This is a genomic window from Pseudomonas sp. B707 (assembly GCF_022496685.1).
GTDB lineage: Bacteria > Pseudomonadota > Gammaproteobacteria > Pseudomonadales > Pseudomonadaceae > Aquipseudomonas > Aquipseudomonas paraglycinae.
Map to the genome: position 1 here is coordinate 124,518 of NZ_WTVE01000019.1, position 20,339 is coordinate 144,856.

The following is a 20,339-nucleotide window of genomic DNA, read 5'->3' on the forward strand; positions in this document are numbered from 1 at the left end:
GTTGCCATGAGCCGTTATCGCCCTCCCCGCACCGCCGGCACCGCGCTGATCACCCCCGAAGGTGAAGCGCGGATGCGCGCCGAATTCCATGAGCTTTGGCACGTGCGCCGCCCGCAGGTGACGCAATCGGTCAGCGAAGCGGCGGCTCAGGGTGATCGTTCGGAAAATGCCGAGTACACCTACGGCAAGAAAATGCTGCGCGAGATCGACAGTCGCGTGCGTTTTCTCACCAAACGCCTTGAGGCGTTGAAAGTGGTCAGCGAAAAACCGAGCGATCCGAACAAGGTCTACTTCGGCGCGTGGGTGACCATCGAAGACGAGGACGGCAAACAATCGCGCTATCGCATCGTCGGCCCGGACGAACTGGACCTGAAACTCGGCCTGATCAGCATCGACTCACCGCTGGCCCGCGCCCTGATCGGCAAGGCGCTGGATGCTGAAGTGCGGGTACAGACGCCGACCGGCGAACAGTTCGTCTACATCGTGGCGATCGAATATGCCTGACGCTCAGCGCCGGGTGATCAGGCCCTGACGCGCGACGCGGGTCAGTTGGCGAATCATTTCCGGCGCCTCTTCAAGGCTTGGGGCCTGAATGACGGCCAGATCGAAACTGTCATCGGCAAAACGCGCCAGCGACTCACCGTCTTCGACAAACTGGATCAGGAATGCGGCAGGACCGCCGCTGCGGCGTGGCCAGCCATCGAGATAACGCAACAGCGTCGGCTGATGTTTGCCGCCAAGCAGGATTTTCGGATTGCGCTGGGTGATGTGTGCCGTGATCGGCGCGGGACGTGCTGGAGGGCGTAGTGCATTCATCGTGTCGTGTCTCTGCCTCAAAAGTCTGCATGGCAGGTGAGAGGCAACACCGAACCAGCGCTTTAGCGGTATTTCGAAGCCCTGTTCCGGCTTCTGACGGCAACTGAAGAATAGTCACCTGGCGCCCCGCAAGTAGCTGTTTAAATCGGCGCATGAGCGGCATCCTAGAGAACGTGACCGGCCAGTGTCAAGAATCAGCCGCAACAAAAAAGGCCCGCACAATGCGGGCCTTTTGCTTGAGACAGAGCCTTCAACCGGCGATGGCGCGATCCACCGAGAGCTTGCCGGCGCCTTCGATCAGCACCGCGAGGCTACCGCCGAGCAGGGCCAGAGCGAACTCGTAACCGTTGTTGGCCATGAACAGACCGTTGCTGATGTGCACGGTGAAGATCGCCACCAGCGACAGGAAGGTCAGGCCCAGTGCCGCCGGGCGAACCAGCAGGCCGATGATCAGCGCCAGACCGGCGAAGAACTCGGTACCGCCGGCCAAGGTGGCCATCAGGTAACCCGGGGTCAGGCCGATGCTTTCCATGTATTGCGCAGTGCCCGCCAGGCCGTAGCCACCGAACAGGCCGAAGAGTTTCTGCGAGCCGTGGGCGGCGAAGATCACGCCGACGGCAATGCGCAGAATGGTCAGACCGTAGCCGGCGCGGGTGAACAGAACCTTGTTGATCAGAGAGCTCATGTTGCGTTTCCTTGTTGTCAGAAGTGCTTGTTGGTTGGCCGCTATATTAATCAGTTAATTTCATGTTAAAAGCGCAAAAATTCCGCCATAACAATCAACTTTTTTGATCATTTGCGTGAAACCACTTTCTGCCCCCCGGGCTCCAACGACTCCCGCTCCCGGTCGAACGCCAAGTAATACTTGTTCACGCTATTAACATAGCTGACGGCGCCCATTCCCACCTGCTCCATGGCGATGCGCTCGACCTGGAAGAACCATTGGTTGGGATTCAGGCCGCGACGCCGCGCCTCGGCACGCATGCCTTGCACCCGTTCCGGGCCGATGTTGTAGGCGGCCAGGGTGAACGCCATGCGCTCGCGCTCGTTGAGTTTCGGGCTGTTGAAGAACTTGCGGCGGATCATCGCCAGATACTTGGCCCCGGCCTGCACATTCGCATCGAGATTCTGGATATTGTTGACGCCGACTCGCTGCGCGGCGGACGGCGTGATCTGCATCAGCCCGGTCGGGCCGCTGCCGTTGCGCGCGTTGGGCTGTAGCGCCGACTCCTTGAAGGCCAGCGCCGCCAGGTTGAGCCAATCCATGTTTTGCGCTTCGGCGTGCTTCTGCAGGGTCGGGCGCAGTTTCTCCAGGCGCTGGCGGTCAGCCTTGGCCAACGGATAGTGCACCTGATAGAGACGGCGGTAGATCCGCAGGAACGCCGCATCTTCGTTCGACGGTTTTTTGTAGCCGGTCAGGAAGCGGTCGATGCTGGCCCGCAACATCGACGCATCACGGCGCACGAACCAGTATTCCTCGCCCGGTTCGCTGATCATCACCTGACGGTCGAAACGCAGCTTGGGCAGGATCTTGCCCCACCGCTCGGCAATCGGTTGCTCGACGATGGTCAAGTGGAAGATCCCGCCCTGAACCATCTCCAGCACGTCCTCGACCGCCAGCGTCGGATCGACCCATTCGATCTTGATCGGCGCCAATTTGTGCAGCGCCAGTTTCTGGTTGAGCTGACTGACCGCCTCCCCCGCCGCACTGCCGGTGGGCAGCGCCAGGGTTTTGCCGGCCAGTTGCTCGACCTTGGTGTAGCGTTTTTCACCCTTGATGCCGACCAGCACCAGCGGCACGTTGCTGGCAATCGGCTCGCTGCTGGCGACCGCGTGGCCCGGTTGCAGCTCGAGCAGTTCGCCTGGCGCAACAAGATCGCCTTCGCCACGCTGTAACGCGCCGAGCAGTTGATCCTTGGCTTTGGGGATGATCTTGAGGGTGATTTCCTGGCCGTCGCGAGCGTGGCCATTGAGGTATTGCTCGAAGGCGCGCAGCCGGTGGTATTCGATGCCGATGGCCTGGCCCTGGACTTCGCCGGAGCTGTTGCGGCTCTGGTTGACCAGCACCCGCAACACGCGGCTGCTGCGGATTTCGGTCAGGTCGCGAACCTTGGCGGCCGGCACGGCTTGCAGCGGCCCGGGCAGCCGCGCGACCGCCGTCATCGGCAGCAGCAACGAACCACACAGCAGGAGCAAAACCGAGGGACGAACCATCCACTCTCCGGAAAGAATACGGGGCGTTTTCACCGCTGAGCGGTCGCAAAACACCGACGAAAACAGAGCGCCTGGAGCGCTGATAAAGTGCGAGAGACTGGCACAGTGATGGCAATCCTGCCAACCCGGCCTGCTACGCGGCCTCAACAGACAGCCATAAGCCGTTGTAGTTCTTGGCTTTTCTTATAAATCTACAGCTCTGATATGCTTTCCGGCCTTCGGCCCGAGGTAGCACCATGCAACTCATCGATATCGGCGTCAACCTGACCAACCCCAGTTTCGCCGACAAACACCAGGCCGTGCTCGACCGCGCCTACGCGGCCGGGGTCTGCCAACTGGTGCTGACCGGCACCAGCGTCGAGGGCAGCGAACAGGCGCTGGAGCTGTGCCGGCAACTGGATCCGGACGGTCAGCGACTGTTTGCCACCGCCGGCATTCACCCGCATTCGGCCAGCGACTGGAATGCCGACAGCGCACGGCGTCTGCGCAGTCTGTTGCAGGAATCGAACGTGGTGGCGGTGGGCGAATGCGGGCTGGATTTCAACCGCGATTTCTCGCCGCGCCCGCAACAGGAAAAAGTCCTCGAAGAACATCTGGCGCTGGCTGCCGAACTGCAATTGCCGGTGTTCCTGCACGAGCGTGATGCGAGCCAGCGCCTGCTGGACATCCTCCGTGACTTCCGCGACCGCTTGCCCGCCGCCGTGGTGCATTGCTTCACCGGCGAGCAGAAAGCCCTGTTCAGCTACCTCGATCTGGATCTGCACATCGGCATCACCGGCTGGATCTGCGACGAGCGTCGCGGCACCCATTTGCATCCGCTGGTGAAGGAGATCAAGCGCGGTCGCCTGATGCTGGAAAGCGATGCACCGTACCTGCTGCCGCGCACGTTGCGGCCGAAGCCGAAAAACGGCCGCAACGAGCCGGCGTATCTGACCGAAGTGCTGCGTGAAGTGGCGTTGCATCGAGGCGAGACCGAAGCAGACCTGGCGGCCCACACCACCGCTTGCGCACGTGCTTTCTACGGTTTACCTACCCTGCCCTAGCCGAGGCCAATGCATCACTTGTTGATGCACATCAAGATCCGGACACCTGCGTAGCGGCACAATAATGGCACCTTGCCAAAACTGTTTCCGCTATCAGAGAAGACCTCCATGGGTGCCTGGCTTAGCAATATCTCGCTGAAATACAAATTCTGGGCGGTCAACGCGGTCGCCTTTGTCACCACCCTGTTGCTGGTGCTGTACGCCGTGCAGCTCGAACAACAGGCCCGCAGCCACGCCGCGCAAACCTCGGCCCAGGCCCAGGCGCAATTGCTCAAGGCCTGGCCGGCCGGGCAGGCGCTGCCAAAATCCGAACAGGTGCTGACTTTCAAACGCGGTGAAGCGCCGCGCCTCAACGATCAGCCGCTGCTGGAGATCACCGACAGCGGCGGCTGGATCGAGATCAGTCACCTGCCGTTGTTCGGCGAAAACCCGCTGCTCGGCGCCGAGGTTTTCAGCCGTGCCGATGGTCAGCAGGTCGCCGTGATTGCCTACGCCCCCAGCCTCAGCCAGGTGTTCAGCGAGCGCTTCGCCAACTACGCGGTGGCGGTGTTCATCCTGATGCTGGCGATGCTCGGCGCTTCACAATTGTTGATCCGCTTTCTGCTCAGTCAGCTCAATACGCTCAAGGACGTGATGCTGCACGTGGAGAAAACCGGCGACCTTGCCGCCCGGGTGCCGCTGGCCTGCAAGGATGAAGTCGGTCAGATGGCCAACGCGTTCAATGCGATGCAGGCTGGTTATCAGCGAGTAGTGACCACCGTGGCCAACACCGCGCGGCAGCTCGATGTCGGTGCCGCGCGACTGGCGTCGAGCATGAACGAAGTACGTCACGGCATGCTCGGCCAGCAGAGCGAAACCGATCAGGCCGCCACGGCGATCAACGAAATGACCGCCACCGTCTACCACATCGCCCAGCACGCCGGCGCCACTCGCGACCTGTCGCAGACCGCCGACGGCCTGGCCGGCAGTGGCCAGCAAGTGGTGAGCCGGGTGCAGACTTCGATTGCCGGCCTGTCCAGCGGCGTGCAGCAGACCGCCGAGATGATCCAGCGTCTGGCCGAGGACAGCCAAAAGATCAACGGCGTGGTCAGCGTGATCCACAGCATCGCCGAACAAACCAATCTGCTCGCACTCAACGCCGCCATCGAAGCGGCGCGCGCCGGGGAGATGGGTCGCGGGTTTGCGGTGGTCGCCGACGAGGTGCGCAACCTTGCCAAACGTGTGCAGACCTCCACCGATGAGATCACCACCATGGTCTCGGCGTTGCAGGCCGGCACCCGCGACGCGGTGGACTTCATGCAGGAAAGTTCGTACAAGGCCGATGACTGCGTGCAGCAGGCGCAAGAAGCTGGTGAAGCGCTGGCGGAAATCACCGGGGCGGTAGCGCAGATGCGCGAGAGCAACACGCAGATTGCGGTGGCGGCGGAGCAGCAAAGTCAGGTGGCCGAAGAGATGAACCGCGCCGTGGTGAGCATTCGCGATGTCACCGAAAACACCGTACAACAGACCGTGGATTCGGCGACCACCAGTAACGAGTTGGCGACACTGGCCGGGGAATTGAACAAGGCGATCGGCCAATTGAAGCTCTAGGGGGCAACATCAAGAATGGCCATTGTTCCTATCACTTCAATAGCCAACCTTGATTCGCCGCCCTCGCTGCCCCGGCCTATTCTTCAACCATGTACCGAACGAACATGGATCGAGGAGCAGCAACATGGGCAAACGTCACCCCAACCTTCCCGCGTGGCAATGGCGCGCGTACCCGAACAACCATCAGCACCCGACCAATCTGGTGCTGCACCTGATTGCCGTGCCGCTGTTCATCGTCGCGTTTCTGTTGATCGTCTCAGGCGTGTTCAGCCTTAGTCTGGCCAGCGTGGCGATCGGCGTGATCGGCATCATCGCGGCGCTGGGTCTGCAGCGTCACGGCCACAGCCTGGAGGCGCAAGCCTCCGAGCCGTTCAGTGATCGCAAGGACGCCGTCTCGCGTCTGCTGGTCGAGCAGTTCCTGACGTTTCCGCGGTTCTTCCTCAGTGGCGGCTGGTTTCGCGCCTGGCGTGAACGCCATCGCCGCCATTGAGTCAGGCGAAGATCGTCACCGTCTGCCGACTCATGGCAATCAGTTCACCCTTCGCGCTCCACAGCTTGGCGGCGACATGCCCGTAACCGTCAGCCGCATACTCGATGTCCGCCAGGTATTGGCAAAAATCCAGCGTACTCAAATCCCGTAACGGCTGAACGAATTCGATGGTCCAGGTCAGCGTGCTGCCCGGTGCCGGCTTCTTCAGATACGGCAACAGCGCGGGCGGCCAGGCATCGACCAGCGCCAGCAGGTGCGCTTCGTTGACCGGCTCTTCCTTCACATCCCCACGCAAACGCACCCAGCCGCCCATCAGCCGCGATTGATTGCCGGTGAACGGCATGCCGCCGACACTCCAGCGCATCGCCAGATGGCGCATGAACTCGGGGGTTACGCCCTTGATATACGGCAGTTCCTGGCAGTCATCCCAGTGTTTCATCTCCGGTGCCGGATAGGCTTCAACCGCCACTTCCGACGACCGCGAAGCCCCGAAGCTGCCTTGCACCATCGTCACCACCTGACCGTTCTGCACAGCGCGCCCCAGCACCTGGCTGACCGCTTTGCCTTCGCGCAGTACTTCGACTTCAAAGCTCACCGGCACTTCTGGCTCGACCGGGCCGACAAAGGTGATCGCCAGCGAACGCACCGGCCGATCGGTCGGAACCTTGGTGCGCATCACTTCAAATTGCAGCGCGGCCACCAATCCGCCAAAACTGGCCCGGCCCTGCCCCCACTCCGCCGGAATCGTGACCTCCGGTTGACGACGGACAGCATCGATCAGATCGCAAAAGCGCATGGAAACCTCGGACACGAAAAAGGGAATGACCGGATCTTAACCAGCGCGGCAGAGCGGCGCAGCGTCCATTCCGGTCAAAGAGACTGACAGATAAGACAGCGATGCTGCGCGCCAGCGGGTTTCAGGACTTGAAGCAGGCTGCGCTGAGTTTTTCCAGCACCCGGTCGGCCTTGATTTCGGCCTTGGCCATGGTCGCCTGCCAAGTGGCGACGCAGGGTTGAAGATCCGGCTCCAGCTCGGCGCGGGCCAGCCATTGCCAGCAATCGTGCCAGTCACCGAGGGCGCCTTGTGCGGACTTCAAACGGGTTAATGCGGCTTCGGGCAAACGATCCAGTTCAGGATAGGCCTCGATGCCGTAACGCACGCGCTTGATCAGCAGGCGCAGGCGATGACGGTCATGGGCCGGGTCGTGCAGCGCCACATCGAGGTTCTTCCATTGTTTGCCCAGACGTTTTTCGATGCGTCTGTCCAGATTCTTGAGTAGTCCCTGGCGCTGGGACGCGCGCAGAAAACGCGGAAAGGCGTCGAGGATCATCAACAGCGACGCCACTTCGGCGCTGGCCGCCAGCGTCGGGTACGCCTCGGCCATCTGCGCCATGCGGCGCTGCGCGGCTTCGGGCTGATCGTGTTTGATCAGCCAGGCTGCCAACACCTCGCGATCGCGCCACGGCGTGGTCAGTTGCCCGACGCTGGCCGCCGCGCTTTCCAGTTGCTCGACACCGGGCAAGCCGCGCAACGGTCGCAGCAGACTGCGCAAGCGCCGCACGGTGGTGCGCAGATCGTGCAGTGCTTCAGGGTCGGTTCGAGCGGTCAAACGGGCCTGACAGCCCAGCAGCCTGACTTCCAGGCTCAAGACATGAGCCACCAACCGATCGACCAACGCAGACATTACTTGCTCCTGAATTCAATGGCGCTGCATGAGTGTGCACCTGCGCAAGGGACCTGCCCTTGCGCCACGTCAGCAGCTTAGCGCCCGGCGCGGGATTCGCGAATGTAGAAACGTGCCTTTTCGGCTTTCTTGGTGCAGCCTTCAAACCCTTCGAATTGCTGCTGGGTCTTGGCCGCCGTCAACAGCGACAACGCCTTGGAATAGCTGACGGTGCCGGCAAAACCTTCGGCCTTAGCCAGATCCAATTCATGCCACGCCGCGTCCAGCTGGCTGCCGCAGCTGTCGCGGTAAGCGGTCTTGCCGGCGCAACCGGCCAATGCCAGCGCCATCAACGGCACACAGATCCAGGCTTTCATCACTCACACCTCGAAGATTGGTCAACAGTCGTGCAGGTAAGACGGTGCGGCAGCGAAAAAGTGCCTTGCGTCCCGCATTTGCACCGCTCTGCAAAAGATAACGCCGACGGGTCATGAAGTATCGAAAAAACGACGCCATCGCCGCCCCGAGCGACCCCGGCGATTGAAGCCCGGCCCTCGATGGGTGCATTGTGCAACCTTGTCGGGAGGAAGTTGGATGAAAAAGCGTGTCGCACTGGTGCTGGGCTCCGGTGGCGCCCGGGGCTATGCCCATATAGGGGTCATTGAAGAGATCGAACGACGGGGCTATGACATCAGTTGTATTGCCGGCTGTTCAATGGGGGCCGTGGTCGGCGGAATCTACGCCGCCGGCAAGCTCGACGAGTACCGCAACTGGATCGAAAGCCTGGATTACCTCGACGTGTTGCGCCTGGTGGATGTGAGTTTCCGACTCGGTGCGATCCGTGGCGAAAAAGTCTTCGGCCAGATCCGCAAGATCGTCGGCGAGATCAACATCGAAGACCTGCGCATCCCCTACACCGCCGTAGCCGCCGACCTCACCAATCAACAGGAAATCTGGTTCCAGGAAGGCTGCCTGCATCAGGCGATGCGCGCCTCGGCGGCGATTCCCAGCCTGTTCACCCCGGTGATGCAAGGCAACCGGATGCTGGTGGACGGCGGCATTCTCAACCCGTTGCCGATCGTGCCGGTGGTGTCGAGCCATTGCGATCTGATCATCGCGGTCAATCTCAACTCGACCAACCAGCGCCATTACAAACTGCCGGTGATCCAGCGGCCCGCCGCGTTCCGCACGCGCTTCGACAGCCTGATCAATTCGTTGGGCTCGAAGATGCCGTTCCGCCGCAAACAGGCCGAGCAACTGCTGATGCTGGAACAGGAAGCGCTGCGTGCCGAAGCGGCGGACATCAATCCGTGGGTCGAAGGCGCCGAGCCGGAAACCCAGCAACCGGCCGCCGCCCCCGAACGCGATGGCGCGCCGAAATCCGCCACCGGATCATTCATCATCGATAACGTCGGGCCGGCGTCATTGCTCGACCTGATCAACCAGAGTTTCGAGGTGATGCAGACCTCGCTGGCGCAGTACAAGATCGCCGGGTATCCGCCGGACATCCTGATCAACGTGCCGAAACGGGTGTGCCGGTTCTTCGAGTTCTACAAGGCGCCGGAGCTGATCGCGCTGGGTCGCGAGATTGCCCGGGATACCCTCGACCGCTACGAGAGCGAGCAGAACTAAAGGCTGCTCTCACTCAACAAGCGATAACCGACGCCGGCCTCGGTCACGATGAACCGGGGCCGGGTCGGATCGTCTGCCAGCTTCTGCCGCAGATGCCCGACCACAATCCGCAAGTAGTGGCTGTCCTCGGTGTGAGTCGGGCCCCAGATATCCTTGAGCAATTGCTGCTGAGTGATCACCCGCCCCGGATGCCGCGCCAGTTGCGCCAGCACCGCGTACTCCTTGCGGGTCAGGGCGACTTCGACACCGTCGAGCAACACCCGGCGATACGCCAGGTCCACGGTCAGCGGGCCGAAATTCAACGCGGCTTGCTGCGCTTCGCCGGCCGGTGCCTGACGCAGCAACGCGCGCACCCGAGCGAGAAACTCCTGAATGCCGAACGGCTTGGTCACGTAGTCATTGGCGCCGCCATCCAGCGCCTGGACTTTCTGCCCTTCACTGGCGCGCACCGACAGCACCAGCACCGGCGCCGTGGCCCATTCGCGAAACTCGCGCAGCACTTGCTGGCCGTCCATGTCCGGCAGGCCAAGGTCGAGCACCAGCAGATCCGGTTTGTTCAGCGCCGCCTGGGCCAGGCCCTCGGCGCCGGTGCCGGCCTCCAGCACTTTGTAGCCCTGGGAAGCGAGGCTGATGCGCAGAAACTTGCGGATCTGCGGTTCGTCATCGATGACCAAAATGGTCGCGGTCTGGCTCATGAGTTCACATCAACACAAAAGAGTGGCAAGAGAGTAGCGCAGCGTGGATCAGGCTTCACCGTCCATCCCCGGTTGCGTCTGCAACGGCAGGTGCAGGGTGATGCAGGTGCCGCGCCCGTCGATGCCGTCGCCGACACTGATCCGCCCGCCATGGGCGCCGACCATGCCCTGACAGATCGCCAGCCCCAACCCCGTCCCCTGCCCACCCCGATCACCCCGGGCGGCGGTGTAGAACATGTCGAAAATCTTCGCTCGCTCATCGACCGGAATCCCCGGCCCTTCATCGCTGACCGAGAAAAATACTTCGCTGTCATCCGCCCCGGCGCGCAGTTGCAGACGTCCGTGGGACGGTGAGAAGCGGGCGGCGTTTTCCAGCACGTTCACCAGCGCCTGTTCGATCAGCGCGGCATGCACATACAGCAGCGGCAACTCGGCCGGTACATCAGTGCTCACTTGCAACGACGACAATACGGCTCGCAGACGATTGAGCGCACTACCGACGATGTCCGCCGGCGACACCCAATCCCGCGCAAGCTTCAGGGCGCCGTGGCCGAGACGGGTCATGTCCAGCAGGTTCTGGATGTAGCGGTCGAGACGTTCGGCTTCATCGCGGGTGCCTTCGAGCAGCTCGCGGCGATCCTCCAGCGGGATCGCTTCGCCGAGGGCCAGCAGGCTGTCGATGCTGCCGCGCATCGAGGTCAGCGGCGTGCGCAGATCGTGGGACACCGAGGCCAGTAAGGCGCTGCGCAGTTGTTCGGTTTCGCCGTGCAGGCGCGCGGCTTCCAGGTCATCGGCCAGTTGCGCACGGGCCAATGCTTGAGCCAAAGGCTGGCTCAACGCGGTCAGCAAGCGACGGCGCTGGCCGCTCAGGGTCTGGCCCTCTTTGGCGCACACACCGAGCAACGCCAGCGGCCCGTCCTCCACCGACAGCGGCCACCACCACCAGCGGCCGAACGGCAACGTGCCGGTGCCCATGCCCGCCGGCTGATCGTGTTGCCACGCCCAGTCGGCGGCGGCGCGTTCGGATTCAGTGAATTGCAGCGGCCCGCCGGTTTCGACTTTCCAGCCGCCCTGCCCGTCACGATTGAGCAGGCACAGTTGCAGATCGCTCCAGCCATTGAGGTGCTGGGCTGCGGCGCTGACCACGGCCTGACGGTCGGTGGCGGCGGTGAGTTTGCGCGACAGGTCGAGCAGCTCGGTGGTCTCTTCCTGGGTATCGCGCAGTGCCTGCAATTGCCGCCGCTGACGCGCCGCGAGGTTACCGGTGAGCGCCGCCATCAGCAGGAAGAACAGCAACGTCAGCACGTCTTCTTCGCGCTGGATGCTGAAGGAGAAATTCGGTGGGATGAACAGAAAGTCATAGGTCAGAAACGACAGCGCCGCACAGGCCAGCGCCGGGCCGAGACTGCTGCGCACCGCCACCAGCAACACCGCCGCAAGGAACACCAGCGAGATGTTCGGCAGCGGCAGCACGCTGGACACCGCCCACGCCAGCGCACTGGCCAGAATTGTCGCCACCAGCGCCAGCGCATAGTCGAACCACACCAGCGTCGGCGCTACACGGAGGCGCGGTTGATGCTGTTGCTGATCACTGTCCAGCACGTTGATTTCCAGACCATGGGCCTGACGCAGCAAACGCGCCGCCAGCCCACCACCGAACAGACGCCTGCGCAGGCGTGGTCGCGACTGGCCGACCAGCACCAGACTCGCCCGACGTTCCGCCGCATGCTGGATCAGGGTTTTTGCCACTTCACCGGCCCGCAGCAGGACCACTTCGCCGCCGAGGCGTTCGGCCAGTTGCTGGGCGCTTTGCAGGCGCAGCCGCGATTGCTCGTCACGCACGCTGCCGTTGTCGACGTGCACCAGACTCCACGGCAAATGTCGGCGCTGGGCAACGCGACTGGCGTGACGCACCAGCCGTTCCGCCTGGGCATCGCCATCGACGCCGACCAGCAAGCGCCCACGTACCGCCGGCGCGGCTTGACCGAGCTGGCGATAGCCTTGGGCGAGATCGTTATCGACCTGCGCGGCAGCGGTCTGCATCGCCAGTTCGCGCAGCGCGGTGAGGTTGGTCTGGGTAAAAAATGCATCGATCGCGGCGCGTGCCTGCTCCGGCACGTAGACCTTGCCTTCGCGCAGGCGCTCGAGCAGTTCGCGGGGTGGCAGGTCGATCAGCAGCAGTTCGTAGGCTTCCTGCAACACCCAGTCCGGCAGGGTTTCGCGCACTTGCACACCGGTGATGCCGCGCACCTGATCGTTGAGACTTTCCAGGTGCTGGACGTTGACCGTGGTGTACACGTCGATGCCGGCGGCAAGCAGTTCCTGAATGTCCTGCCAGCGTTTGGCGTGGCGGCTGCCGGGGGCGTTACTGTGGGCGAGTTCGTCGACCAGCACCAGTTTCGGCTTGGCCGCGAGCAGGCCGTCGAGGTCCATTTCTTCAAGCGTCACGCCGCGATATTCCGAGCGCACCAGCGGCAACTGCGGCAAGCCGCCAAGCAGCGCTTCGGTTTCGGCACGGCCGTGGGTTTCGACCACGCCGGCAATGACTTTCACGCCTTGGCGCAACTGGGTATGGGCCGCCTGCAGCATTGCGTAAGTCTTGCCCACACCCGGCGCTGCGCCGAGAAAAACCTTGAGCCGGCCGCGTCCGTCGCGGGGCAGTTCTGCTAACAGCGCGTCGGCGCGGCCGGAGTCACTCATGCTTGAAGCTCTCTCTTCCTGATGTGATCGCGATTCACAGCTTTTCCAGCGCCATGTTCAGCGCCAGCACATTCACCACCGGCGGACCCACCAGAGGCTGTTCGATGTGCGCGTCGAGCAACTGCTGCAAGGTCGCCACCGGCAGATTGCGCGCTGCCGCAACACGCGCCAGTTGATAGGCAATCGCCGCCGGTGGCAAGTGCGGATCGAGGCCACTGCCGGAGGTGGTCACCAGCGCCAGCGGCACCGGACCCTGACCGGGCACCTGCAGCTTGTTGGCGTCGTCGATCACCCGAGTGGCCAGCGCCGGATTGCTTGGCGACAGGTTGCTCGCACTGCTCGACACGGTGGCAAAGGCACCAGCCGAAGGACGCGGATGGAACCAGGCATCGCCGACAAAATCCTGAGCGATCAGCGACGAGCCGCGCACCTTGCCTTCGGCATCGCGCACCAGGCTGCCGTTGGCCTGCTCGGGGAAGGCAACCTGCGCAACGCCCGTAACTACCAGCGGATAGGCAACGCCGGTCACCAGGGTCATCAGCACCAGCAGGCTCAGGGCCGGACGTAACATTGTGGACATTTCAAAATCCTCGAATTCGTGCTTTAAGCGGTGTGCCCGGCACACCGCTGTTCAGGTTCAAACCAGATGCAACGCCGTCAACAGCATGTCGATCGCCTTGATCCCCACGAACGGCACCAGAATCCCGCCCAGGCCATAGATCAGCAGATTGCGACGCAGCAGCGCCGCCGCGCTCGCTGCCTGCACCCGCACGCCGCGCAGGGCCAGCGGGATCAGCACCACGATGATCAGGGCGTTGAAAACGATGGCCGACAGGATCGCGCTCTGCGGGCTGCTCAACTGCATGATGTTCAGCACGCCGAGCTGCGGGTAGATCGCGGCAAACAGCGCCGGCAGGATCGCGAAATACTTGGCCACGTCGTTGGCGATGGAAAAGGTCGTCAGCGCGCCACGGGTCACCAGCAATTCCTTGCCGATCTGCACCACGTCCAGCAACTTGGTCGGGTCGCTGTCGAGGTCGACCATGTTGGCCGCTTCGCGCGCGGCTTGGGTGCCGTCGTTCATCGCCATGCCAACGTCAGCCTGGGCCAGCGCCGGGGCATCGTTGGCGCCGTCGCCGCACATCGCGACCAGACGACCGTCGTTCTGCTCGTGACGGATACGGGCGAGTTTTTTCTCCGGCGTGGCCTCGGCCAGCACATCGTCGACGCCTGCTTCAGCGGCAATCGCGGCAGCGGTCAGCGGGTTGTCGCCGGTGACCATCACCGTGCGGATCCCCAGCTTGCGCAGCTCGGCGAAACGCTCGCGGATGCCTGGCTTGACCACGTCTTTCAGGTGGATCGCACCGAGCAGTTTGCCGTCGGCGCACACCAGCAACGGCGTGCCGCCGCTCTGGGCAATCTTGTCGATTTCCCGGGACAGCGCCGGGGCCAGATCCTTGCGTTGTTGACCGAGGAACGCCAACAGCGAATCCACCGCGCCCTTACGGAATACACGGCCCTGATAGTCGACACCGGACAAGCGGGTTTCAGCACTGAACGGTACGGCGGTCAGGGTTTCCGGCGAAGGTTCAGGCTGCGGATTGGAGCCGCGCAGGTACTCGACGATGGACTTGCCTTCAGCGGTTTCGTCAGCCAGCGAGGCGAACAGCGCGCCTTCGGCCAGTTCACGGGCGTTCACACCCGGCGCGGCATATACCGCACTGCAACGACGGTTACCGAAAGTGATGGTGCCGGTCTTGTCCAGCAGCAACACGTGCACGTCACCCGCCGCTTCCACCGCGCGACCGGACTTGGCGATCACGTTCAGGCGCACCAGACGATCCATCCCGGCGATACCGATCGCCGACAGCAGACCGCCGATGGTGGTCGGAATCAGCGTGACCAATAACGCCACCAGGAACACCAGCGGCAGGCTGCCGTTGGCGAAGTGGGCGAACGGCTGCAGGGTCACGACCACCAGCAGGAAGATCAGGGTCAGGCCGATCAGCAGGATGTCCAGCGCCACTTCGTTCGGGGTCTTCTGGCGTTTGGCACCTTCGACCAGCGCGATCATCCGGTCGAGGGTCGATTCACCGGGGTTGGCGGTGATCTTCACCAACAACCAGTCGGACACCAGCCGGGTGTTGCCAGTGACGGCGGAGCGGTCGCCGCCGGACTCGCGGATCACCGGAGCAGACTCACCAGTGATCGCCGCTTCGTTGACCGCCGCGATGCCTTCGATGACCTCGCCGTCACCGGGGATCATTTCCCCGGCTTCGACGCGCACCACATCGCCCTTGCGCAGACTGGTGGCCGGTACGACCTGGAAGCTGCCGTTGGCCAGTTTGCGTCGGGCGCTGAGGCCCTCGCTGCCGGCCTTGAGGCTGTCGGCGCGGGCCTTGCCGCGACCTTCGGCCAGCGCTTCGGCGAAGTTGGCGAACAGCACGGTGAACCACAGCCACAGGGCAATTTGCGCGGCAACGAAGGTCGGTACGCTGCTGTCGGGAATGAAGCACAGCACGGTGGTCAGGATCGCCGTCAGTTCGACCACCAGCATCACCGGCGAGCGTTGCAACTGGCGCGGGTCGAGCTTGACGAACGCTTGCACCAGCGCCGGACGCCACAGGGCGCTGATCGCGGTTTTCGGAGCTTCAGCCGACTTGGCAGCTGTCGCTGGTTTTGAAGCTGGAACATGCATATTCATGATGGATTCCTTAGAAGCCCATGCTCAGGTGTTCGGCAATCGGGCCGAGCGCCAGGGTCGGCAAGAAGGTCAGGCCGCCCACCAGCAAAATAGTCACGGTCAACAGGGTCACGAACAGCGGGCCGTGGGTCGGGAAGCTGTTCTGGCCGATCGGTGCGGTTTTCTTCATCGCCAGGCTGCCGGCCAGGGCCAGTACCGGGAGGATGTAACCGAAGCGACCGATCAACATGCCAAGGCCGAGCATCAGGTTGTGGAACGCGGTGTTGGCGCCGAAGCCGCCGAACGCCGAACCGTTGTTGGCACTGGCCGAGGTGTAGGCGTAGAGCAACTGACTGAAACCGTGCGGGCCGGGGTTGCTCACCGCCGCCACCGGGCCGGGCAGGCTCGCGGCAATCGCGCCGAGCACCAGTACGCCGACCGGCATCACCAGCAGGGTGACGACCAGCAGTTGCACTTCACGGGCCTGGAGTTTCTTGCCGAGGTATTCCGGGGTGCGGCCGATCATCAGGCCGGCGAGGAACACCGCGATCAGCACGTTCAGCAACATGCCGTAGAGCCCCGCGCCGACGCCACCGAAGATCACTTCGCCGACCATCATGTTGACCAGCGCGACCATGCCGCTGAGCGGGTTGAGGCTGTCATGCATGCCGTTGACCGAACCGTTCGACGCCGCGGTGGTGGTCACCGACCAGAGCACGGTGGCGGTGGTGCCGAAGCGCGCTTCCTTGCCTTCCAGCGGCGCGGTCTGCTCGACGGCGACATTGTTCAAGGCAGGGTTAGGTTGATACTCGGCCCACAGCGAAGTGGCGCCGCCGATGATGAACAGCGCGAGCATGCAGCCGATGATGGCGCGGCTCTGGCGCAGGTCCTTCACGTAGTGGCCGAAGGTGAAAACCAGCGCCACCGGGATCAGGATGATCGAGGCGACTTCGAACAGGTTGCTCCACGCGGTCGGGTTCTCGAACGGATGTGCCGAGTTGACGCCGAAGAAACCACCGCCGTTGGTGCCCAGTTGCTTGATCGCAATCTGGCTGGCGGCCGGGCCGAGCGGGATGACTTGGTCAACGCCCTGCATCGTCACAGCATTCACGTATTGCGCGAAGGTTTGCGGCACGCCCTGCCACACCAGATACAGCGCCAGCAGCAGGCACAGTGGCAGCAGGCCGTAGAGGGTGGCGCGGGTCATGTCGACCCAGAAGTTGCCGAGGGTCTTGGTGGATTTGCGCCCGATGCCACGGCACAGCGCAACCAGTACGGCGAGGCCGGTGGCGGCGCTGACGAAGTTCTGCACGGTGAGCCCGACCATCTGGCTCAGGTAGCTGAGCGACGCTTCGCCGCTGTAGGCCTGCCAGTTGGTGTTGGTCATGAAACTGACGGCGGTGTTGAACGCGAGGGTCCACTCCTGGCCCGGCAGGTTTTGCGGGTTCAGCGGCAGGTGATCCTGAAACAGCAGGATCGCGAACAGCAGCAGGAAACCGGCGAGGTTGAACGCCAGCAGCGCCAGCGTGTACTTCTGCCAGCTCTGTTCATCCTGCGGGTTAACGCCGGCAATGCGGTAACAGCCGCGCTCGACCGGGCCGAGAATCGGCGTCAGCCAAGTGCGCTGGCCCTCCATTACCTTGTAGTAGAAGCGCCCGAGGAACGGCGCCGGCAGCAAGACCACCGCGAAGAATGCGAGGATCAGCCAATAGTCATAACTGTGCATAGCCGCTCCTAAGTCCGGTCCGCGCGCAACAGCGCAACCAACAGATAAATGAACAGCCCCACTGCCAATAGCAGTGACACCCCGTCCAGAACGCTCATGGAAGATCTCCGTGTTACGGCGTATTGCCGCGTGTGGAGGCATTGTCGGAAAGGAGGCTGTAAAGGAACGAGAGCGAGGGTGCGCGCGGGGCATAAAGAAAGCGTAAAGAGTGGGTTTACGCGGGCGTTACAGGTGAGTTTTGCGTCGTGTGGACGGGCCTCTTCGCGAGCAGGCTCGCTCCCACAATTTGAAATGCGCGCGTCCAGGCACCGCTGACACCTGTGGGAGCGGGCTTGCCCGCGAAGACGGCAGCACAGACAACATCGCACCCAACTGGCGCACAATTTTGTCGGCATTGCGCCGCGAACATCCCCGATACGACAGCTTTCAGCCCATTACGACCCGCCAATACAAAATGGCACGCCCACTGCACACGCCCTTCCCCGAGCTTTCCAAACCGTTCAGGGAGCAAACGCATGAACACACAACTCAAACCCACGCTGGGCACGTTGCACCTGTGGGGCATTGCTGTGGGGCTGGTGATTTCCGGGGAATATTTCGGCTGGAGTTATGGCTGGGGCGTCGCGGGAACACTGGGCTTTCTGGTGACCTCGTTCATGGTCGCGACCATGTACACCTGTTTCATCTTCAGCTTCACCGAACTGACCACGGCGATCCCCCACGCGGGCGGGCCGTTTGCCTACAGTCGCCGGGCTTTCGGTGAAAAAGGCGGATTGATCGCCGGACTGGCGACGCTGATCGAATTCGTCTTCGCCCCGCCGGCGATTGCCTTGGCGATTGGCGCGTACCTGAACGTGCAGTTTCCGGCCCTCGACCCGAAACACGCGGCGGTCGGCGCGTACATCGTGTTCATGGGTCTGAACATTCTCGGTGTGAAACTGGCCGCGACTTTCGAGTTGATCGTCTGCGTCCTGGCCGTCGCCGAGTTGCTGGTGTTCATGGGCGTGGTCGCCCCGGCCTTCAGTTTCAGCAACTTCGCGCTCAATGGCTGGGCCGGCTCGGACATCTTCGGTGCACCGGCGATTGCCGGGATGTTCGCGGCGATTCCGTTCGCAATCTGGTTCTTCCTCGCCATTGAAGGCGCGGCCATGGCCGCCGAAGAAGCCAAGGACCCGAAACGCACAATTCCCAAGGCCTACATCAGCGGCATTCTGACATTGGTGCTGCTGGCGATGGGCGTGATGTTCTTCGCCGGAGGTGTCGGCGACTGGCGCACCCTGTCGAACATCAACGACCCGTTGCCACAAGCGATGAAAACCGTGGTCGGCGACAACTCCGGCTGGCTGCACATGCTGGTCTGGATCGGTCTGTTTGGGCTGGTGGCGAGTTTCCACGGGATCATTCTTGGCTACTCGCGGCAGTTCTTCGCCCTCGCCCGCGCCGGTTACCTGCCCGCTTCGCTGGCGAAGCTGTCGCGCTTTCAGACCCCGCACCGCGCCATCATCGCCGGCGGCGTGATCGGCATCGCCGCGATCTACAGCGACGGCCTGATCAACCTCGGTGGCATGACCCTCACTGCCGCGATGATCACCATGGCGGTGTTCGGTGCGATCGTGATGTACATCATGAGCATGCTCAGCCTGTTCAAACTGCGTAAATCAGAACCGAATCTGGAACGCACCTTCCGCGCGCCGTGCTACCCGCTGATTCCGCTGATTGCATTGGTGCTGGCCGTGGTGTGCCTGGTGGCGATGGCCTGGTTCAATGCGTTGATCGGGCTGATCTTCCTCGGCTTCATGGCAGTCGGTTTCGGCTACTTCCTGTTGACCGGCCAATTGCGCGCCAACGCCCCGGCAGACGCCATGCTCACCGGACTGTAAACCGCGACGGGCATAACCGGCCTAGAATGGAACCACTGCGAATGCACTTCGCTCAAAGTGGTATGCAGCGTTGCACGACGAAACCCTCGCCCGTCGACCTGCCCTTAAGGAGAGCCGTTATGCCCTGGTATGCCTGGTTGATTCTGGTCGTTGCAATCGGCTCGATCGTCGGCGGTCTGATGATGTTGCGTGACACCGCCAACAAGGTCGAACTGACCGATGAACAACGCAAGCGCGTCGCTGAACGCAATGCCGAAGCGGACATCAAGGACGCGCAGGACCGCTGAACGAAAAACCCCGCCTGAATCGGCGGGGTTTGTTTTTTGTGGCGATTATTTTTCCCACTCGGCCTTGGCAATGTGCAAGCCATGCAGGCCTTTGTACGCCGCACGCTCCGGCTGGCTCCACCCTTCGAGCAGCGCATCGTCCAGACGATAGATTTCCACACCGAGCGGGCGGCATACGGTCAGCGGGTCCTGCGCGTCCGGTCCCCACATCGCCAAAGACAAGTCACCACCCGGACAGGTCGACAGCGCGCACAGCAAGTCGATTTCGGCGAAGAACTCCAGGTAGTCGCCCTTCTGCGCCGGGCAGGCCTTCATGAAATACAGGTCATCGTGATTCAGGCCGGTGCACTGAAAGATGTTCAGCACGTCATGCACATCGAATTCGGTCAGACCGTGCGGAAGTACGGCGCGGGTCAGGTTGGAATGGCAGTGATGATGAAAATCCTCGCCAGTGAGCATTTTGTTCACATAGGGATCGCAGCGCGTGCCGAGCAGATCGTGCAGGCGCCCACCGTGCTCGTCGATGCCATAGTCGGCCAGGCTGTCATCGGTGATGGTCACCAGAGGTCGCAGAAAAGGCAGGTTAGACCATAACCGGTCATGGGTGCTGACATGCGCGCCCTGCAGTTGCCGGGTGCGCGCCGCCCACATCCGCTCGCGCGGATCGTGTGCGTTCCACACATTGAAATCGCCCACCTGAGGCCCGACCGGTGTGGTGACACGAAACACATGCCCCGCCGGCACGTGCCAGGCACGCCCGGTGCGGATCGGCACTTCGAATTGTTCGATCAGCGTGCGACCGTCCTTGCGGTCGCGAATCCGTTCGTAGAAAGGTGTATTGACCTGTAACGCCGAGCCTTTGCTGACCTGATAGGCGGCCGGGTAGTCTTTGTACATGATTTCTCCTGCTCCTCAAGTG

20 protein-coding genes are annotated in these 20,339 nt (G+C 62.6%); 7 read left to right on the top strand and 13 right to left on the bottom strand.

Going from position 1 to position 20,339, the window contains the following annotated elements:
• Window positions 1-6: 6 nt before the first annotated feature.
• A complete protein-coding gene (gene greB, locus GQX66_RS09455; protein ID WP_085744980.1) occupies window positions 7-504 on the top strand; it encodes a transcription elongation factor GreB in 498 nt (165 codons plus the stop codon).
• Between the two features lie 3 nt (window positions 505-507).
• Here greB and GQX66_RS09460 read toward each other — a convergent pair whose 3' ends face one another.
• The 3 genes from GQX66_RS09460 to GQX66_RS09470 form a co-directional block, all read right to left on the bottom strand.
• Window positions 508-816 (bottom strand): hypothetical protein, encoded by a 309-nt coding sequence (locus GQX66_RS09460; protein WP_085607170.1) that lies wholly within the window; start codon window positions 814-816, stop codon window positions 508-510.
• A 250-nt stretch (window positions 817-1,066) separates the two neighbouring features.
• Window positions 1,067-1,501, bottom strand: a complete 435-nt coding sequence (locus GQX66_RS09465; RefSeq protein WP_007950955.1) for a DoxX family protein — start codon at window positions 1,499-1,501, stop codon at window positions 1,067-1,069.
• Window positions 1,502-1,608: 107 nt separating this feature from the next.
• On the bottom strand, window positions 1,609-3,030 hold the full coding sequence (locus GQX66_RS09470; RefSeq protein WP_085744981.1) for a transglycosylase SLT domain-containing protein: 1,422 nt from the start codon (window positions 3,028-3,030) through the stop codon (window positions 1,609-1,611).
• A 236-nt stretch (window positions 3,031-3,266) separates the two neighbouring features.
• Here GQX66_RS09470 and GQX66_RS09475 point away from each other — a divergent pair, with 236 nt between their 5' ends.
• The 3 genes from GQX66_RS09475 (at window position 3,267) to GQX66_RS09485 (ending at window position 6,153) form a co-directional block, all read left to right on the top strand.
• Complete coding sequence (locus tag GQX66_RS09475) at window positions 3,267-4,073, top strand: TatD family hydrolase (protein WP_085744982.1); 807 nt, start codon at window positions 3,267-3,269, stop codon at window positions 4,071-4,073.
• Window positions 4,074-4,181: 108 nt separating this feature from the next.
• Window positions 4,182-5,663 carry a methyl-accepting chemotaxis protein gene (locus GQX66_RS09480; protein WP_102686466.1) on the top strand — a complete coding sequence of 494 codons (1,482 nt, stop codon included), beginning with the start codon at window positions 4,182-4,184 and terminating at the stop codon, window positions 5,661-5,663.
• Window positions 5,664-5,787: 124 nt separating this feature from the next.
• Window positions 5,788-6,153: an Mpo1-like protein gene (locus tag GQX66_RS09485; protein WP_007950951.1), complete on the top strand. Its 366-nt coding sequence runs from the start codon at window positions 5,788-5,790 to the stop codon at window positions 6,151-6,153.
• 1 nt (window position 6,154) lies between these two features.
• On the opposite strand, the gene GQX66_RS09490 is transcribed toward GQX66_RS09485, so the two are convergent.
• The 3 genes from GQX66_RS09490 to GQX66_RS09500 form a co-directional block, all read right to left on the bottom strand.
• On the bottom strand, window positions 6,155-6,949 hold the full coding sequence (locus tag GQX66_RS09490; protein WP_085744984.1) for a thioesterase family protein: 795 nt from the start codon (window positions 6,947-6,949) through the stop codon (window positions 6,155-6,157).
• A 121-nt stretch (window positions 6,950-7,070) separates the two neighbouring features.
• The gene (locus GQX66_RS09495; protein ID WP_134021219.1) at window positions 7,071-7,838 is read right to left on the bottom strand and encodes a CHAD domain-containing protein; all 768 of its coding nucleotides are present in this window, start codon (window positions 7,836-7,838) and stop codon (window positions 7,071-7,073) included.
• A 77-nt stretch (window positions 7,839-7,915) separates the two neighbouring features.
• Window positions 7,916-8,194, bottom strand: a complete 279-nt coding sequence (locus GQX66_RS09500) for a hypothetical protein (protein WP_007950948.1) — start codon at window positions 8,192-8,194, stop codon at window positions 7,916-7,918.
• A 217-nt stretch (window positions 8,195-8,411) separates the two neighbouring features.
• Here GQX66_RS09500 and GQX66_RS09505 point away from each other — a divergent pair, with 217 nt between their 5' ends.
• On the top strand, window positions 8,412-9,449 hold the full coding sequence (locus tag GQX66_RS09505; RefSeq protein WP_085607182.1) for a patatin-like phospholipase family protein: 1,038 nt from the start codon (window positions 8,412-8,414) through the stop codon (window positions 9,447-9,449).
• Here the strand turns inward: GQX66_RS09505 and GQX66_RS09510 are convergent.
• From GQX66_RS09510 to kdpF, 6 genes are read right to left on the bottom strand one after another with little or no spacing between them, the layout of a single operon-like run.
• Window positions 9,446-10,144, bottom strand: coding sequence for a response regulator (locus tag GQX66_RS09510; RefSeq protein WP_039770498.1), 699 nt, complete (start codon window positions 10,142-10,144; stop codon window positions 9,446-9,448). The two genes, GQX66_RS09505 and GQX66_RS09510, sit on opposite strands and share 4 nt — an antisense overlap.
• A gap of 48 nt (window positions 10,145-10,192) precedes the next feature.
• Window positions 10,193-12,844 carry a sensor histidine kinase KdpD gene (locus tag GQX66_RS09515; protein ID WP_240868454.1) on the bottom strand — a complete coding sequence of 884 codons (2,652 nt, stop codon included), beginning with the start codon at window positions 12,842-12,844 and terminating at the stop codon, window positions 10,193-10,195.
• Between the two features lie 34 nt (window positions 12,845-12,878).
• Entirely contained in the window at window positions 12,879-13,424 is a 546-nt protein-coding gene (kdpC, locus tag GQX66_RS09520; RefSeq protein WP_134021228.1) for a potassium-transporting ATPase subunit KdpC, read from the bottom strand.
• A 57-nt stretch (window positions 13,425-13,481) separates the two neighbouring features.
• Window positions 13,482-15,542 (bottom strand): potassium-transporting ATPase subunit KdpB, encoded by a 2,061-nt coding sequence (kdpB, locus tag GQX66_RS09525; protein ID WP_178083781.1) that lies wholly within the window; start codon window positions 15,540-15,542, stop codon window positions 13,482-13,484.
• Between the two features lie 16 nt (window positions 15,543-15,558).
• A complete protein-coding gene (kdpA, locus tag GQX66_RS09530; protein ID WP_039770510.1) occupies window positions 15,559-17,253 on the bottom strand; it encodes a potassium-transporting ATPase subunit KdpA in 1,695 nt (564 codons plus the stop codon).
• Window positions 17,254-17,261: 8 nt separating this feature from the next.
• The gene (gene kdpF / locus GQX66_RS09535; RefSeq protein WP_007950940.1) at window positions 17,262-17,351 is read right to left on the bottom strand and encodes a K(+)-transporting ATPase subunit F; all 90 of its coding nucleotides are present in this window, start codon (window positions 17,349-17,351) and stop codon (window positions 17,262-17,264) included.
• A gap of 417 nt (window positions 17,352-17,768) precedes the next feature.
• Here kdpF and eat point away from each other — a divergent pair, with 417 nt between their 5' ends.
• Window positions 17,769-19,133 carry an ethanolamine permease gene (gene eat, locus GQX66_RS09540; RefSeq protein ID WP_085607188.1) on the top strand — a complete coding sequence of 455 codons (1,365 nt, stop codon included), beginning with the start codon at window positions 17,769-17,771 and terminating at the stop codon, window positions 19,131-19,133.
• Window positions 19,134-19,252: 119 nt separating this feature from the next.
• Entirely contained in the window at window positions 19,253-19,420 is a 168-nt protein-coding gene (locus GQX66_RS09545) for a DUF2897 family protein (protein ID WP_007950938.1), read from the top strand.
• 45 nt (window positions 19,421-19,465) lie between these two features.
• On the opposite strand, the gene GQX66_RS09550 is transcribed toward GQX66_RS09545, so the two are convergent.
• Window positions 19,466-20,317, bottom strand: a complete 852-nt coding sequence (locus tag GQX66_RS09550) for a DUF1989 domain-containing protein (RefSeq protein WP_085607190.1) — start codon at window positions 20,315-20,317, stop codon at window positions 19,466-19,468.
• Window positions 20,318-20,339 lie beyond the last annotated feature (22 nt).